This is a genomic window from Candidatus Xenohaliotis californiensis (assembly GCF_963930935.1).
Classification (GTDB): Bacteria; Pseudomonadota; Alphaproteobacteria; order Rickettsiales; family CAWVOK01; genus Xenohaliotis; species Xenohaliotis californiensis.
In genome coordinates this window covers 1-14,863 of record NZ_CAWVOK010000002.1, presented here as the reverse complement: position 1 = coordinate 14,863, position 14,863 = coordinate 1, and the positions used below count along the sequence as shown (strand labels likewise).

The window sequence follows — 14,863 nt, the reverse complement described above, 5'->3', positions numbered from 1 at the left end:
ACCAAAAAATGGAGTGTATAAATGGTCAAAAATTATACATTTTTTAGGTAATATATCATCAATTTTTAATATTATAACCTTAAAAGAAAAACAATTTTACTTTTTCTGCTGATTTACATGTAACGCTATAGACTATTTTAACCCACTTATTTTATTTTATTTCAATAGTATTATAAATATCATAAATTGTAATATTTTTTATTGATGCTGAGTAAATATTTTCTTCCAGAAGGAACAGTTTTCCTAATAATCAATTTTTCAAATTTATTAAAGTTAATAATATAATATATTTTAATAAAACAACATAATATTATTTTTAATAAATTTAATAATTGCATAATAGTTGTGTAACTATCTATAATAATAACTTTAAGTTTATTAATTCTATATTTTTCATACAAATATTTTACTATTTTTTAGACATTTTCAGGATACATTATACAAATATCTTTAGCATTAGACTCATCAATTTCAGCAGATAAAATCTATATGCCATTTTTATGGTTAAGTAAATACCATATTGACTATCTATTGTTTTTAAAATCTTATCTTTAAGGTGTATAAAAAATTTCAAGGCAGACCTATTAAATTAACACTAGAAAAGTTTCCTGATCTATCTATTAAAAATGCAAAAAAAAATAATGAAAGTGTTGAGTAAGATGGCTCAAATAATTAATTCAATTAAGGGTAAAAATAACTATATGAACATGACATTTGGATATTTTTTTGAGCATGAATATATAAAAAATATGCACTTGTTTACAAAAATCATATTGCAATGTATATTGATGCATTTAGAGTACATTTAAAAACATTCAAAAATCATTGATTAAAAGATATCACCTCACGTGAAGTGGAGACTTTGCACAACTTTATCAAAGATAACAGTGGAATATGCACCACCAATCATACTCTAAAAATACTGAAACCCATATATAACAAGGCTATTGAATGAGGATATGAATACAACAATCCCACAATAAAGTTAAAAAATTCAAAACTAAAACAAGAGATAGATTTCTACAACCAAATGAATTACTGGGATTCTTTTGGGCAATTAATGAAGAAGGGAATACAGATATGAGAGATTATCTTTATTTACTGATATTAACTGGCGTTAGAAAAACAAACTTAATGGAAATGGAATGGAATGAAATCAGCTTTCCATTTAAACAATTAGATAATTCAAGAAACTAAAAATAGCGAGACAATAGTAATTAATCTAGTAAAAAAAGCAATGAAAATACTCCAATCAAGAAAAAATAAATCAAAATGGGTGTTCTCAAGTCAAAAGAGTGCATCTGGACTATTGAGGAACCTAAGAGAGAATGCATAGAAAAGGATAGTTAAACGTGCTGACATAGAAAACCTTCAAATACATGACTGCAGAGAACATTGGGATTATGGCCAGCTATTACTGACACTAGTGGATATATAATAAGAAAATCACTGGGACACAAAAGCCCTCAAGTTTAGTGCTATTATGCCAGACTGACTAATGATCCTGCGAGGAAATCTGTGACAAAAGCTACAGATGCAATGCTTGCACTACAAACCTTGCTAAATATCTATGAAGAAGTAAGATATAATTATTCCTTGTCCTATGAAAATTAATGGTAGATAAAAGAACTGAGTAATTAGCAAATAATATTTGCTAGATACTATTGATAAACATAATACTCCACCAAACATTGCTATAGAGATTCACCTAAAGTGGCTACAATGGCAACAATATTACAAATCAATACTTCCAGTATGCTGCAATTTTACTACAGTTGCTACAATACTATATGAGTGACTGCCAACTATTTCAAAATTAGTAAAACCAATTTACTCAAAAAATCATTAAAAATTATCACAGAAAGCTATCCATTAAAGCCAAAGATAAACTCTTTATTTAAAAGAAAGATAAATCAATCTCTCAAAAATTTAAAAATAACAATATATCATGCAAAAGAGTATTCCATAAGTACTTCACGACTTCACTTGCAACACCATTGTAACGCACATCAATCCTTCACCCACTCTATCCATAAATAAGGTGATTATTCATGATATTTTTTATCGTATTCTTATATGGACACATAATCTATTATGAAGTGATACACTAAATTAAATTACTCAATTTAAAGTAGTAAGGTAATATAATAATACTCAAAAAATACCCCTTAAATAAATTCAAGAGACGTAAATTGAATCACAAAAATCCCCCTCCTCGCTAAACTAACTCCATACACCTAAAAAACTGTAGACAGAAATTCTCCCAACAAGCTGCATGATATTTACGTAACTAAACTCCAAAAACAAATAAATACATTACTTTTATTTTTCCATAATCAGCAGTCAGCTTTATCTTGCTATCTTTGAATAAGTTGAAGGAAAAATTTGAGTCACAAAAAGTACTGATGGGCAAAAGAATGATATATTATTTAATATCTTGTGACATACCTTAGATATTGTGAAATGATCCAAAGAATATTAAGGTTGGCTTCATTTCATTGGGTCTTTAGGTTTAAAGCTACAATTTATCCAACATCTCTATTGCACAAATCACAATATGGAAGGCCAAATTTATAGGCATTGCATTACCTATCTGTTTATATTGAGATGACATTGAACCTTTAAATTTCCATGAATCTGAAAATGTTTATATTCTAGATATTTAAAGGCCTAGTTTCTATTGGATGATATCTTTCTGTTTGTTTTTGTGATGGACTACAGGTTAATGTTAGTGATGACCAATCAAAACTAAGTCTTCTGGCCATGCCAGTTCTTCTACCAGTATGATAAATTGCCTTCATGTATTCTTTTTGGAATTCTATTGGTAAATCTTTCCAGTACCCACCTTGTGGTACCATTTTCAATACCTCCTTTTTTTTGTTGAATATTCTTCCCAATGGAAGGTAGGCAACCAACTAAAGCTTCACCAACAGTTATTAAGTAATCTTTTTCTTTTGGGAAAATGAAAGGAATATCTAAATCATTTCTTATGGCCAGAATAATCAACCTTTCTCTTTTTTATGGGATGTCCAAATACTGGGATTTCAGTATTTTGAACTGCACTCTATACCCAAGCTCTTCCAAGACATTAATCATGGTCTCAAGGATTTTGCCATTATCATGTTTCAATAACCCACTCACATTCTCACCTATGGCAATTTTTTGATTTGTTTCTTTAATACATCTAGCAAACTCGAGAAACAAAGTCCCCCTAGTGTCTTCAAGTCCCAAGCTCTTTCCTGCATAACTAAAGGCCTGACAAGGAAATCCAGCTTGCACAACATCTATGTTTCGATATTTACTAAAATTAAGACTCAAAACATCAGCACAGATTATATTTGTGGCACTACCAAAATTTTCCCTGAGTTGTAGCAAACTGCCTGCTTATCAATTTCGTTTAGCAGAACATGGTTTAAACCAGCATTCTCAAATCCCAACGATGTTCCACCTGTGCCAACAAAAAGCTCTATTACTCTGTAATGGGTTTTTTGTCTGATTTAAAAATTTTATAACTGTTTATATTGTTTAGATATTCCATTGAATTTCTTGTTGACTCTATCAATCTCTTTAAGATCAAAAAGTCTATAATTTCTATTTGTTCTAATAGATTTAATTAAACCTTTCTTATCCCACCTTCTTATTGTGGCTGTTGAAACATTTAATTCTTTACTTGCTTGCTGAACAGTTAGTTTCATTATCTATAAATTTGAATAATATAATGTACTTAAATAGTATTGTATAACCCTTTGCATTATACAATGGGTTGTTTTTTATTTAAATGCTTGTTCGAATAATTTTTCAAAAAGAGGGTCTAACAAAATCTTTGAATTATCAGATTTTAGCATAAGGTATAGTTTTATATATTTTATAAATTGCATTTTTATCGCCAGTTACAATCTCATAGAAACTCTTGTCATCAATTTCTATAATATGCTTATTTTCTAACCTTCTTGTGCTTATTTTATTGTCTGATAGCATAAATGGTTTACTAAATCTTTTTTTAGTTAAAATAGCCACATAATAAGCCATGTACCAACTTATTTTCTAATAAATTATTAAAATCATCATAAATATCTTTCTTATGGTTTCCTTTTGCTGTGTTAAATTTATTTTTTATTTCAGCTATAACCTTCTTTTTTTTATTTACTATATCAATAACTCCACCAATTTTGAAATCCTCTCAATCCTCAATGCTTCCAAGTAATTTTTAATGAAATGCTCAAATCTCATTTTGAAAAATTTTTTGAATTTGCCTTATTTTTTCTGTCTTAATCTACTCTGTTAATGATATTTCATGAAAAGAAGCATCGAATATCGCTGATAATAGATCTATTATATTATAATTGCTGTAGAGTTTCTTCTTTAGTTATAATTGATGTTTGTAGAGTTTTAACTATACCCTCACATAAGTGATACAGTTTATCGTATTCTAAAAAATCTATATTATATTTCATTCTCACTTACTTTAATTTAAAGAAATCAGACAACTTAACTCTAAACTATAATCTTCTTTTGATTTAACTACTAGCACAATAAATGCAATATCAAATCACACGAACAGTATTAATACATTTAGCACAATATTGCTACAAACAAAAATAAATAACTGGTGACTTACTTCAAAAAAAGAATAAATTTAAACCTTAAGGGAATTGTGCTTTTTTAAAAAACATCAGAAAAACTTCATTGATACCCCAAAAAACTATAGAGAAGCGGAGCAATACAGACTTCAATCCATTGCCATAGAGCTTGCTTACAAACCAACAGGCTAACTTTTCCAAGAACAAATCAACTGCCAGTAACATCCTAGAGTCTATCTTATAGAGTTTTAGATTGATGCAATATCTAGTTTCTAAAATACCTTCAGTTCCTCAACATTATTCTCATGGAATAGAGGGAGTGACTCATGTCAAATGGAGGCACTCAAAAAGAGAGAAGAAGTCCAAACATAAGGGATTATAATATTTTATCTGGGGGCAAGATGTCAATTGATGATGATTTGCTGAGATAAGTTTCCCAAAATTCATTTAGAAAAATCAGAAAATATGACAATAACTTAGTTGGGCAGACAAAACAACCTGATGTTAGTTGCATAACCAAACACAAAATTATTTGATTTCTCTATCTATAGTACTGAATAAATCCTATATCTCATCATCCTTCTCATCTGAAATAACCTTTCTCTTTCTCTTCAATTTCTCATTATTATCAAGGCGTTCTTGGATACACTTTTTAAGCTTTGCAAATTCTTTTTCTGGGCTAGCAAACCAGTCTGTTGACCAAATACGATATATGTGCCAACCCAACCCTTCAAGCACTTGCTGATGGATAACATCACGTTCACGTGCTGATATGGATTCTGGGCACTGGAAATCCTCCTTGGTAGCACCATCATGCTCAATGCCATTATCTATCTCCACTGATTGGAAAGTTGAATTTGGTGGAAGCTGCTTTGGATCTCCAACAACAACAATCTGATCTGCACGAGCAATGCCACTCAGTGCATACTCTGGACGTATCTGTAAGGATTCATCAATCACAACAAGATCAAATTTAAACTTCCCAGGCTCAAAATATTGAGCCACAGTTAGTGGTGACATCAGAAAGCAAGGCTTGATCTTTTGAATTGACTTACCAGAACGCCTCATAAGACTCCTAACTGAAATGTGTTTGCTGTTTTTCAACTTCATTGCTAATAAGAGCATATTCTGTCAATTCACTTTTCTTGATAGAACTTTTTCCAAGTATAGGCCTAGCAGCATTGAGTTCATTGCAAAGTTCTTGTTGCTGAAATTCCACTATCTCCTGATTCAATTTTTTAATTTTTAATCTGCTTTGCTCCAGACTTCTACCTTCTGTTCTTAAAATCTCTGAGTTACGCTGGCAAATCTCAGACTCCATAGCCTTGTAAACCAAGTGCTTAAAAGCATTGGGTATTGTTCTAATATCCAGTCTCTCCTGATCATATAGTTAGTAACTGCTTCCCAATAGATCCATCAGCTTTAGCTCTAGCATACCATCTATTGAGATTGATCCATTGATTGAGTGCCTCTGGATTATCTAAGGCTTCTGATAATTTTTTGATTAAATCAGTCCAATAATTTTCATCTAACCAAGAGTCAAAGTGAATGCTAAAAAAATTATCAACTTTTGTTGCAAGGCTTGTTATATTTTTGATGGCATTAATTAAAGATTTCAACTGAACTTTGAAACCCTTCCAGTTTTTAAAAAAATCCTTATTTAATAAAATATCAAAAGCACTCTCCATCCCTGGTGCATTCAAATAAATGCCTATAAAATCTATTGTTTTATCAATGTCTTCGATATTTGTTTTAACACCATCATAGGCATCACTGAAAAACTTTTCAGCCACCCCTCTTTCTTTGTCAATGATATCACATGCTTCCTTGGCATCTTGAAGATATGGCAGATCCTTGTCTATGTTATTGAAAGTAATCACCTTATTGGAAGATAAATTTTTAAGCTAATTTTTTAATTCCCTCAAACTTGCAACTTTCTTTCTCAAGTTATCTAAATATTCACCAATGGTAATCTTAAGTGAAACATCATCTTTAATGTTCATTATTTTGTTTTTCAGTACAACAAAATGCTCATTGTTTGCCAATTCCACAGCTATATCGAGATCATCTCTATCTTCCTTCAAAAGCCATTGACGAACATTTTGAGAAAACTTATCACCAGATGCATAACGTTTCCAAACACTTACTGCCCACTCATTAATTTTCTGAAGCTTTCTAAAATCAGTCTTTATGCCATCAAACAATGAACTACATAGCGTTTGAAGTTGACTGTCCTGTTCAATCTCTTCTTTTTCTTTTTTATTATTGGCAATAACACGTAGCATATCAGCAGACTTCTTGGGATCAAATTTATTTTTTTGCTTAGAAAACATAACAATGATCTTTTTTGCCTGACGGTAAGATGAGTTAAAAATGGCAAAAAGTCCAGCATCTTCAAGTACAGTGGCATGCATATGAATTTCATGTGATTGCCCCATCATTGAGAGATCATGGCATTTTTCTTTATCATCTAGAATTATTCGAACTCGCTCACATATGTCAACAGCAATCTGTAAGCGTGGTGCATTAATCTCATCGACAATACCACTTGTCAAGAAAGTAGATAGTCACGTGGCACTGAGGCGATATAGTCTAACACCTCTACCAACGTGTAAATTTTATCCATATCCTCTGTGTAAAATCTTATCCATACCCTCATTTTTCAACAAACCAAACCATTCACCAATATCTAAAAGGGATTTGAGATTATTGTCCCATAGCTTTAGTCCACCTTCCAAATCATTAACGTGCTTCTGCATATCAAGCGTGATCATATTATCAACCTCATTTTCTTTTGCAGCTAATATATCTCTCTCAATCTCCTGAGTATTGTTGACAATGGTAGATGCATTCTGTATATATTGAATTTTCTCTAATCTCAACCTATACTTGTGAATCTGCTCAATAAAAAGCACAAAAGCATCTGCTTTTTCTTTACTCCCTAGATTAGCTATGAAAGCTTCATTTAATGTACTGGTGTTGTAATCAACAAGGTTATTGAGGTAATTGCAAAATATCTCAACAGCTTGTGTGGTGTTATCAACAAAGAGGTTAAACTCCTTATTGAAGGATTCCAGATTTAATTGAATTTTTTCAAGCCCATCTTTCCACTCTCTAATCAGTTCCTTTAATTCGTTCTGCTGGGGTAGGCTTAGGTCATCACTAGCAACAAAATGCCATGGATGTTTGTCATTTTTAAATTCACTGTCAATCTCTTCTTTTAGGCATACTATATTGTCCAATACCTCAACATAATAATTGAATTCACTTTCGGATAAATCGGCTTGCTCAAAAGATATTTTGTGTTGCTTGATCGTCAAAGGCAGTTCATTAATATGATCTTTCTAAAGTCTAACACCCCATAAATACCCATGAATGGACTTACCTCGTTTGCCAAACTTGGAATTCAGGGTGTTGATGTATTTTGCAATGTGATCTCTGGATCTCCCAAACTCTTCTTTCTTTGAAGTCAGGTAGCCACCATCACTTCTTGTATCACGTAGATCTAAATGCTCCTTTATGGATTTCACAACCTTAATTTTTTTAATTTCTGAATGCAGCTAAAGGCAATATGGATTTAAATTCACATTACTTAAGCGCTTATGTACTACATTCAAAGCAGCTACTTTTTCTGCTAAAAACAAAACTGACTTTTTAGCTGCAAGAGCATTGGCTATAATATTAGTGATTGTTTGAGATTTTCCTGTTCCAGAGGTGGTCCATGAATAACTGTATTATGACCCTTCATTACATCAACTAGCGCACTGTACTGTGAATCATCAGCAGAGGCAACAGGCAATGGTACAATTTTTTCAACTTCAAGTGTGTCGATATCATAATCCGTAGCATGCACATCATCAAACTCATCATCAGATCTAATGAGCAATTTTTGCACAATCTCATTGCTCAATATACCAATACTATCTGGCCATTTTTCAGAATCAAGATCATGATATATAGCAATATGAGCAAAATGAAAACAACCCATAGTTATAAACCGCTGAATTTCCCATTTTTCCTTTTTATCCTCCCGTACAAGATTCAAACCTTCTACATGTAACTTTCCGGCCTATCTTCCTTGGTAAATATTGGAATCTCTATACCAAAATCCTTACGAAGACATTCTGACAAAGATTGATTGATTTCAGCCCTTTCCCCAGTAGCTTTTATGCAGTATATACATCCTCCGGATGACCATTTCTTTTTAATTTCAAGTTGAAGCAACAATAATGGCAACACACATTTAGTTGAATTGTCTGGCTTATGCCACTCTAAAAAACCAAATGCAGCATAAAGTGTATTCACACTGGATTCTTCAATGTCCATCTGAATATGTGAGTACAATCCATTTAATTTTCGGCTCATTTCCTCTGGTTTAAGAAGTGTTTGAATGAATTTATCTGTATGTTTTTTTGCATTTTCTTGATCTTTGGATATTGGATTTGGCATTTCATAACTTGGATCAAGATGGTGTTTCTCAGCAATCTCGATATTACTAAAGCTTTTTTGCTCCTCCCATGCTGGTAGATTTAATCCTTTGCGAATCTTATTGCGAAGTTCACGCTCAATTTGCTTAATTTTATCTGAAGCACCTTCTTTATTTCTATTGACAAATTTATTGGCTTCAATAAAATCCATATCAGTAGATTTAACCTTCTCAAGAAGAGATTTAAATTCAGTTGTTTCTTCATCTGATGGAATTTCATCCTCTTTTGGTAAAGCCAAAAAGGTTAGCTCCTTGTCATCTAAAAAATCATCATAAAACAAATCTGGCAGTTCATCAATAACACGAATATGTTTCAGGGATTGTGGATTATGTTTAAATGATATCAAGTTGCTTTTCCTGCTTGTATCAAGCAACTTAGATCGATATTGTGCAACACGTTTATTTAAAAAATTCATATCTATGTCCATCTCCTTGTCTCTCAACAATTTCCTGATTAATCTGCTCATAGATATTGCATCCATCCTTATCCTCTCTCCATGTTATGAAACCCCAACTATCGGATTCCTCAACCCAGATCTTATTAATTGACTCTTTTTCCTTGTTATCTTCCTCCCATCAGATGTATATCTATCGGTATATGTAGCAATAAAAATGAGCTTATCTCCCTACAGCAACTATTCCAACATAGATTAAAGATATTTTTTTAAAATTGAAATCTGATCCAATATTTTTGATGATTTCTGTTTTGGGGAATCTTTTTTGCATGTAGTTGATCTGTCTTTTAAGATCTTTTTTTGCTTATAAAGTAAGATTGCACAGTAGCAGATACTCCCTACTCCAACATCCTTTTTGATATATAGTATATCATATAATCTTTATTCTTCTTCGTTTCTTATTGTTTTTATCAATTCTTAATTGTCATACTTTTTTAATATATTTAGCTGAAGAGCTAATAACCTTGCTGTATAACTTATTAACATAAATAATAAAATATTTTTATAAAAAAAAGTAAAAAACAAATTATTCTCAACAATTGATAGGCTCACTTAACGTTATTATTTTTAAAAAAGTAACAACAAACAGAACATTCAAAAAAATAAAATAACATCAAATAAAGTAATAGCTATATCAAATACTATTACCAGCTACCACTCAAGAGCATCAGCAGGGCACCTCACTTGATGATATAATTTTCGTATTTACAAATGATACACCTTATATTCAGTGGGATTATTTATCGTATTTACAACCTACCTTCTTCCTGCTTCCATTAGAAAAAAGCTTGGTCAAAAACTCCTGAAAATTCAATGTTTCTGGAAAAATCCTATTTTTTTACTGCATGACCTTAACAGCAGTACTTTCAACAAAACAAAGATTGTAAGATCAAAAAAATACAGAAAAACACAAAAAACACCATTTTTAACACCTACAATTGTCACACTATTTTGTTGAAAATGAGCTATCCATCAGTAGCTACTGTGCTTATATGACCAGAAAACCAAAACCTTAAAAAAATTTTTTATTGGCCGCCAAGTGGATAATGGTTAGCTAAATGTTGAGATACACTCTTGTATATAAATAATTATTACAAAAAAAATAAATAAAATTAATTAATTCAAAGCAAGCAGCCAAATATCTTGTCATCAACAGGAGCACACTAGTAGTATGGACTTGCAACAAATGGCTACAACACCCTACATCAAGATTGGCTCTCATAGAATGTGTGATATTGCAGATTTAGATGAATTTATTGAACAAAACAAAATTCATCCAGCAAATATAATGCAATCTGCCTCAGAGGAAATTACTGTTAATAAATTCTTTGCACAAATCATCATTTTCTATCTGCTTTAAAGTACTTCATAGAATTAAACTGCTAGTATTATTTGTAATTAATGTCAATCTTGTGAAATGCTTTAAAGTATTCTTGATTTTCATCACAAAGCTGTTTTAGTTCTTTAATTTTTTTATCTAAATAAGCTTTAGATACCTTTCATCCCACCAAAAGATAACAGGCTCATTCCTATGTGCTTTAAAAGCCTATTGAGCAGTTCTCTGTCAGTAATTTTGTATAAAAATCTAAATTTAGATAAATATTTTTTTGTTTTCATAATTAACATAAATAAAAATATATTAATTAATATATGGTGCTTGTAATACACATTTACAATACCTTAAGCAGAGAACCACTAAGGAATAGAATAATACCACATTAATAGTATAAATTAATATTTGTTGTTTGATGCATATAAATTATTGTACAAAGCATACCCAGAGTATATCATAAGTTTGTTGATTTAAGTGAAAGGATTAATTTCACTGGTCGGAGCGGCGAGATTTGAACTCACGACCCCCAGTCCCCCAGACTGATGCGCTACCAAGCTGCGCCACGCTCCGATTTATAGTTTAATCCACAGCTAACCAAAACTCAGGAAATAAATACAATTAAGACATAATTACCAAAAAATTATATTATTTATGCAACAAATAAAATCAATTAAATCATTATGGCAAGCTTTATTTCCTATGCCATTTAATAAAAAATAAATTATACAGTAAAATAAGCATTCCCAGTATAAAATGTTCTAATATTGAGCATTAAAAACTACTAGATCTAATAGCACACATGCTCAACATAACATACATCTTCACAATAGCACCATAAACCAAATGGACAATAACACTCTGGCTCACAATACATCACATCTTCACAATAATAGTAGTAATCTACAAACATTTAGACATCCTAGACAAAATCTACTTTGTCATAATTTATATTAAAATAATCAAACATCATTATACAACATGTGATTATAAAAACAAACACATATTAAGCAAAAACTGTTTGCTCACATTCATCTCAATGCTTAACTTCTATCATGTGCAGCAATTTCTACAAGTGGGTCCAACACCATTTCTTTAATACTACATTTTGCATTTGCTACCCCTAATTCTACAAGTTCATCTAATGATAATTTATCATCTTTATGAACAGCATACATATCCACTAATTTATCAATATTAACAATATCACACATATATTGTATAAATGGATATTTATTAGACAATTCTCTGAACATAACATGTTCTTTTAAAGCATCTACAGTGCAACTAACAGCTGCAAACATAATGCCTAAATATTCTTCAGGAGACAATCTAGTCATTAGATCTCTTGAGAGTGCTGCAGGTGAATTTAGGCTATTTCTGCATAAACCCATAGCTGTATTGTACTTCCTAATATATTTAGTCATCATTGCATAATTTGGATTGTTCACTGGACTGCATAAACTACTAAAAGCAAACTTCTCATCTTTATTAAGAGAACTAATAAAAATTTCATAACCATATCCAACTTCTTCTATTGTCTTATTCTTCATATAGCACACAAACCTACTTAACTTTTCTAAAAAACCTAAAGAAACTTCTATATTACCACTAATTTTTACGTTATCTAAAAAGAAAATAGATGATTTAATATTTTGACAAACCTGCTCCATAAAATCACTTGAGTCAAAATCACTATCTTTAAATATTCTATGCAGAACTCTGTTATACAAATCATCTAATGGCCCACTGCTAAATTCTCTACCTGCTGCTTGCATTGCTGAAACAAAACTCTGTGATTTAGAAGTCAAAAGACCTAAAAGTGCATAATCACAGGTTAGACAAAGCTTATCAATTAGCAGGTCTATAGAACTATCACTCATACCAAAGACTAATTTCTCACTACTTGGTGCACTAAAGCTATCATAATGTAAATAATCTGATAGCTCCTCGGAGCCATTTGCAGAACAAACACTTTGTACTATAGATGCAAATTGGAAGATATTAAGTCTACACAGCAATTCTCGTTTTTTAAGCATAGATTCTTTACTATGTAAGCTTCTAATTTGACTTAATGACATTAGATAACTAGCAGTTCTATGGAAATCAATATCAACAGATTTCAAATCCAAGATATCTACAAAAGACTTAACAGTCATTGATAGACGTTTGATATCATGAGCAAAATCAGCAGAAACACTAGAATAACAATCAAGTAATTTAAATACCAAGCTCATAGTAGACTTTAAAGAGCAATCAGCAATATAAGCCTTGTGTTTAGACCAACTTACAAAAGGCATAAACTGATCGGACAAAACACATTCTGCTTTATTCTCTGCAACATTCCAAAAATCTTGTAAAGAAGTATTGTCATATGAAGTCATATTGCCATCAAATCCATAGTATGAACTAACCATAGATCTACCACTTTTAGCATAAAACCACCTCTTAAATGAAGATAATAATCTTGATAATGGATTAAATGAAGCTAAGTAGCCAACAAAACATAAGCAAGCTATAGCAAATGGAATAAAGACATAAGCTGGACAAACAAACATTGATACAAGCAATATAGGCCCTATAAACACTGACACAAGATTATCAAGCAACATTAACCTAGAATTTTGTAATAAAGTTGACCTCATCTGCATAAAAAGCAATAATATTAAATAGCAAAATATAGCAATAGGTCCAATTAAAAAGGTGGTGGTAAGCACAGCAGTTATTGCAGTTATTGCAAATAATACAGTAGTTATTGTCAATGCATTAACACTATAGTTTAAATATCTCTTATGGGATATAATATCAGCAACTGGTTTTTTAATGTTTCTCTTATTTTTATATTCTTTTTTGTTTAAAAGATTTAGTATACAATATAATTTATGAAATTTTTGCTGCAAATCCCTAATTCCAAACTTATGCCAAGAACTAAAAGAGCTCTCATTAGAAAACAAAGTATTTCTAAGAAATTTTATAAAATCATCACTGCTATCAAATCCCTTAAATTTTTCAGTGAAATCACCACCTAAAGTGTCTATCATATCTTGCCTAAGTATCTCAACAACTGTGTCATGCAACATTTTCATTGCTTCTTCCATAAAAAAGTCAAATGATTCTTTAGATTCATGATAATTCTTAGAATTATATGATTTGTATAATTCATCAAAACGTTTCATAAGCTCGCAAAACAGCATGGACATTTTATATATAACAGCAGCATCAATCTCTATATCTAATGATCCATCATTATGTTGTGAGCTTAATAATACACTTGCATTTTCTACACTCTCATCTACAAAATTAGCGCAGAGTTTCTGTACAAATGACATAGAAGACTTAACATTAGTATCTCGTTCTGCATCATTATCGTTATTATTTGACCTATCACCTTTAAAGCACATAGACCAAAGCAATATTGGAATAAACACATCTGGGAGTTCAATCTCTTTAGAGTCAAATGATCCAAGATTTATCCTGCAACCAAATAAACTAGTCAAACTTTTCAATGAGTCACCAAAATTAAACAATATCCTTAATCTTTGTGCACTTAATATCTTGGCAAAATAAAATGATTTAGATAAATGACCATCTATGTCTAGGTAATTAATAAGCATTGATATTGGAAGATCAATACCATAATCCTCACCACTTGGATCAGATAGCTTGAGGTTGAAGCTATGTGAATAATTAGATAATCTAGGCATTATTTTTTAAATATTGTATAATTTAATAATCTTGTAATTATACCATAATTAAAAAATAAGAAAACTACTTATCTATCTTTATAACTATCCAAGACATAGACTACACAAGGTGTAAAAAACAAAGTTATTAATGTTGCAAAACTTAAACCACCAGCAATTGATGAAGAAAGTTGCACCCACCATTGACTAGAAGGAGGATTGAAAAATATCTTAAAGCTAAAAAAATCAATGCTAACTCCTAGTACCATTGGCATTAGACCTAACACAGTTGTTGCAGCTGTTAGCAGAATTCGTGCAATTCTGCTAAC

16 protein-coding genes, 1 tRNA gene and 1 pseudogene are annotated in these 14,863 nt (G+C 31.0%); 1 reads left to right on the top strand and 17 read right to left on the bottom strand.

The features are described from left to right. Positions 1-2,518: 2,518 nt before the first annotated feature. The 14 genes and pseudogenes from AABI72_RS04960 to AABI72_RS00125 form a co-directional block, all read right to left on the bottom strand. Positions 2,519-2,635, bottom strand: a pseudogene (locus AABI72_RS04960) (DNA cytosine methyltransferase); the annotation flags it as partial. Positions 2,636-2,654: 19 nt separating this feature from the next. Beyond that, positions 2,655-2,858: a hypothetical protein gene (locus tag AABI72_RS00175; protein ID WP_338363270.1), complete on the bottom strand. Its 204-nt coding sequence runs from the start codon at positions 2,856-2,858 to the stop codon at positions 2,655-2,657. Between the two features lie 160 nt (positions 2,859-3,018). Continuing rightward, a complete protein-coding gene (locus AABI72_RS00170; protein WP_338363268.1) occupies positions 3,019-3,375 on the bottom strand; it encodes a DNA (cytosine-5-)-methyltransferase in 357 nt (118 codons plus the stop codon). After that, positions 3,333-3,470: a DNA cytosine methyltransferase gene (locus tag AABI72_RS04955; protein ID WP_410520594.1), complete on the bottom strand. Its 138-nt coding sequence runs from the start codon at positions 3,468-3,470 to the stop codon at positions 3,333-3,335. Before AABI72_RS04955 ends, AABI72_RS00170 begins: the two co-directional genes overlap by 43 nt. A 36-nt stretch (positions 3,471-3,506) precedes the next feature. Further along, positions 3,507-3,695: a MerR family transcriptional regulator gene (locus tag AABI72_RS00165; RefSeq protein ID WP_338363266.1), complete on the bottom strand. Its 189-nt coding sequence runs from the start codon at positions 3,693-3,695 to the stop codon at positions 3,507-3,509. A gap of 136 nt (positions 3,696-3,831) precedes the next feature. Then, a complete protein-coding gene (locus AABI72_RS00160; protein ID WP_338363264.1) occupies positions 3,832-4,029 on the bottom strand; it encodes an Eco47II family restriction endonuclease in 198 nt (65 codons plus the stop codon). Next, the gene (locus AABI72_RS04950; protein ID WP_410520593.1) at positions 4,001-4,150 is read right to left on the bottom strand and encodes an Eco47II family restriction endonuclease; all 150 of its coding nucleotides are present in this window, start codon (positions 4,148-4,150) and stop codon (positions 4,001-4,003) included. The genes AABI72_RS00160 and AABI72_RS04950 overlap by 29 nt, the downstream gene beginning before the upstream one ends. A 994-nt stretch (positions 4,151-5,144) precedes the next feature. Beyond that, a complete protein-coding gene (locus AABI72_RS00155; protein WP_338363262.1) occupies positions 5,145-5,648 on the bottom strand; it encodes an AAA domain-containing protein in 504 nt (167 codons plus the stop codon). A gap of 7 nt (positions 5,649-5,655) precedes the next feature. Further along, on the bottom strand, positions 5,656-5,901 hold the full coding sequence (locus AABI72_RS00150; protein ID WP_338363260.1) for a hypothetical protein: 246 nt from the start codon (positions 5,899-5,901) through the stop codon (positions 5,656-5,658). A gap of 61 nt (positions 5,902-5,962) precedes the next feature. Then, complete coding sequence (locus AABI72_RS00145; RefSeq protein ID WP_338363258.1) at positions 5,963-6,460, bottom strand: hypothetical protein; 498 nt, start codon at positions 6,458-6,460, stop codon at positions 5,963-5,965. 24 nt (positions 6,461-6,484) lie between these two features. Beyond that, complete coding sequence (locus tag AABI72_RS00140) at positions 6,485-7,135, bottom strand: hypothetical protein (protein ID WP_338363256.1); 651 nt, start codon at positions 7,133-7,135, stop codon at positions 6,485-6,487. A 63-nt stretch (positions 7,136-7,198) separates the two neighbouring features. Beyond that, the gene (locus tag AABI72_RS00135) at positions 7,199-7,900 is read right to left on the bottom strand and encodes a hypothetical protein (RefSeq protein ID WP_338363254.1); all 702 of its coding nucleotides are present in this window, start codon (positions 7,898-7,900) and stop codon (positions 7,199-7,201) included. A 353-nt stretch (positions 7,901-8,253) separates the two neighbouring features. Further along, positions 8,254-8,625 carry a hypothetical protein gene (locus AABI72_RS00130; protein WP_338363252.1) on the bottom strand — a complete coding sequence of 124 codons (372 nt, stop codon included), beginning with the start codon at positions 8,623-8,625 and terminating at the stop codon, positions 8,254-8,256. A gap of 5 nt (positions 8,626-8,630) precedes the next feature. After that, positions 8,631-9,548 (bottom strand): DUF4011 domain-containing protein, encoded by a 918-nt coding sequence (locus tag AABI72_RS00125; protein WP_338363250.1) that lies wholly within the window; start codon positions 9,546-9,548, stop codon positions 8,631-8,633. Positions 9,549-10,692: 1,144 nt separating this feature from the next. Here AABI72_RS00125 and AABI72_RS00120 point away from each other — a divergent pair. Next, positions 10,693-10,881: a hypothetical protein gene (locus AABI72_RS00120; protein ID WP_338363248.1), complete on the top strand. Its 189-nt coding sequence runs from the start codon at positions 10,693-10,695 to the stop codon at positions 10,879-10,881. 466 nt (positions 10,882-11,347) lie between these two features. On the opposite strand, the gene AABI72_RS00115 is transcribed toward AABI72_RS00120, so the two are convergent. The 3 genes from AABI72_RS00115 to AABI72_RS00105 form a co-directional block, all read right to left on the bottom strand. After that, positions 11,348-11,424 (bottom strand) — tRNA-Pro (locus AABI72_RS00115). 470 nt (positions 11,425-11,894) lie between these two features. Then, positions 11,895-14,555 (bottom strand): hypothetical protein, encoded by a 2,661-nt coding sequence (locus AABI72_RS00110; protein ID WP_338363245.1) that lies wholly within the window; start codon positions 14,553-14,555, stop codon positions 11,895-11,897. 68 nt (positions 14,556-14,623) lie between these two features. After that, a partial coding sequence (locus AABI72_RS00105; RefSeq protein ID WP_338363243.1) for a hypothetical protein occupies positions 14,624-14,863 on the bottom strand: 240 nt, incomplete at its 5' end.

Bases quoted from the DNA above. Each gene is read 5' to 3' on its own strand.
- AABI72_RS00175 (WP_338363270.1), bottom strand. From the start codon at position 2,858: ATGGTACCACAAGGTGGGTACTGGAAAGATTTACCAATAGAATTCCAA.
- AABI72_RS00165 (WP_338363266.1), bottom strand. From the start codon at position 3,695: ATGAAACTAACTGTTCAGCAAGCAAGTAAAGAATTAAATGTTTCAACA.
- AABI72_RS00160 (WP_338363264.1), bottom strand. From the start codon at position 4,029: ATGGCTTATTATGTGGCTATTTTAACTAAAAAAAGATTTAGTAAACCA.
- AABI72_RS00155 (WP_338363262.1), bottom strand. From the start codon at position 5,648: ATGAGGCGTTCTGGTAAGTCAATTCAAAAGATCAAGCCTTGCTTTCTG.
- AABI72_RS00150 (WP_338363260.1), bottom strand. From the start codon at position 5,901: ATGGAGTCTGAGATTTGCCAGCGTAACTCAGAGATTTTAAGAACAGAA.
- AABI72_RS00125 (WP_338363250.1), bottom strand. From the start codon at position 9,548: ATGGATGCAATATCTATGAGCAGATTAATCAGGAAATTGTTGAGAGAC.
- AABI72_RS00120 (WP_338363248.1), top strand. From the start codon at position 10,693: ATGGACTTGCAACAAATGGCTACAACACCCTACATCAAGATTGGCTCT.
- AABI72_RS00110 (WP_338363245.1), bottom strand. From the start codon at position 14,555: ATGCCTAGATTATCTAATTATTCACATAGCTTCAACCTCAAGCTATCT.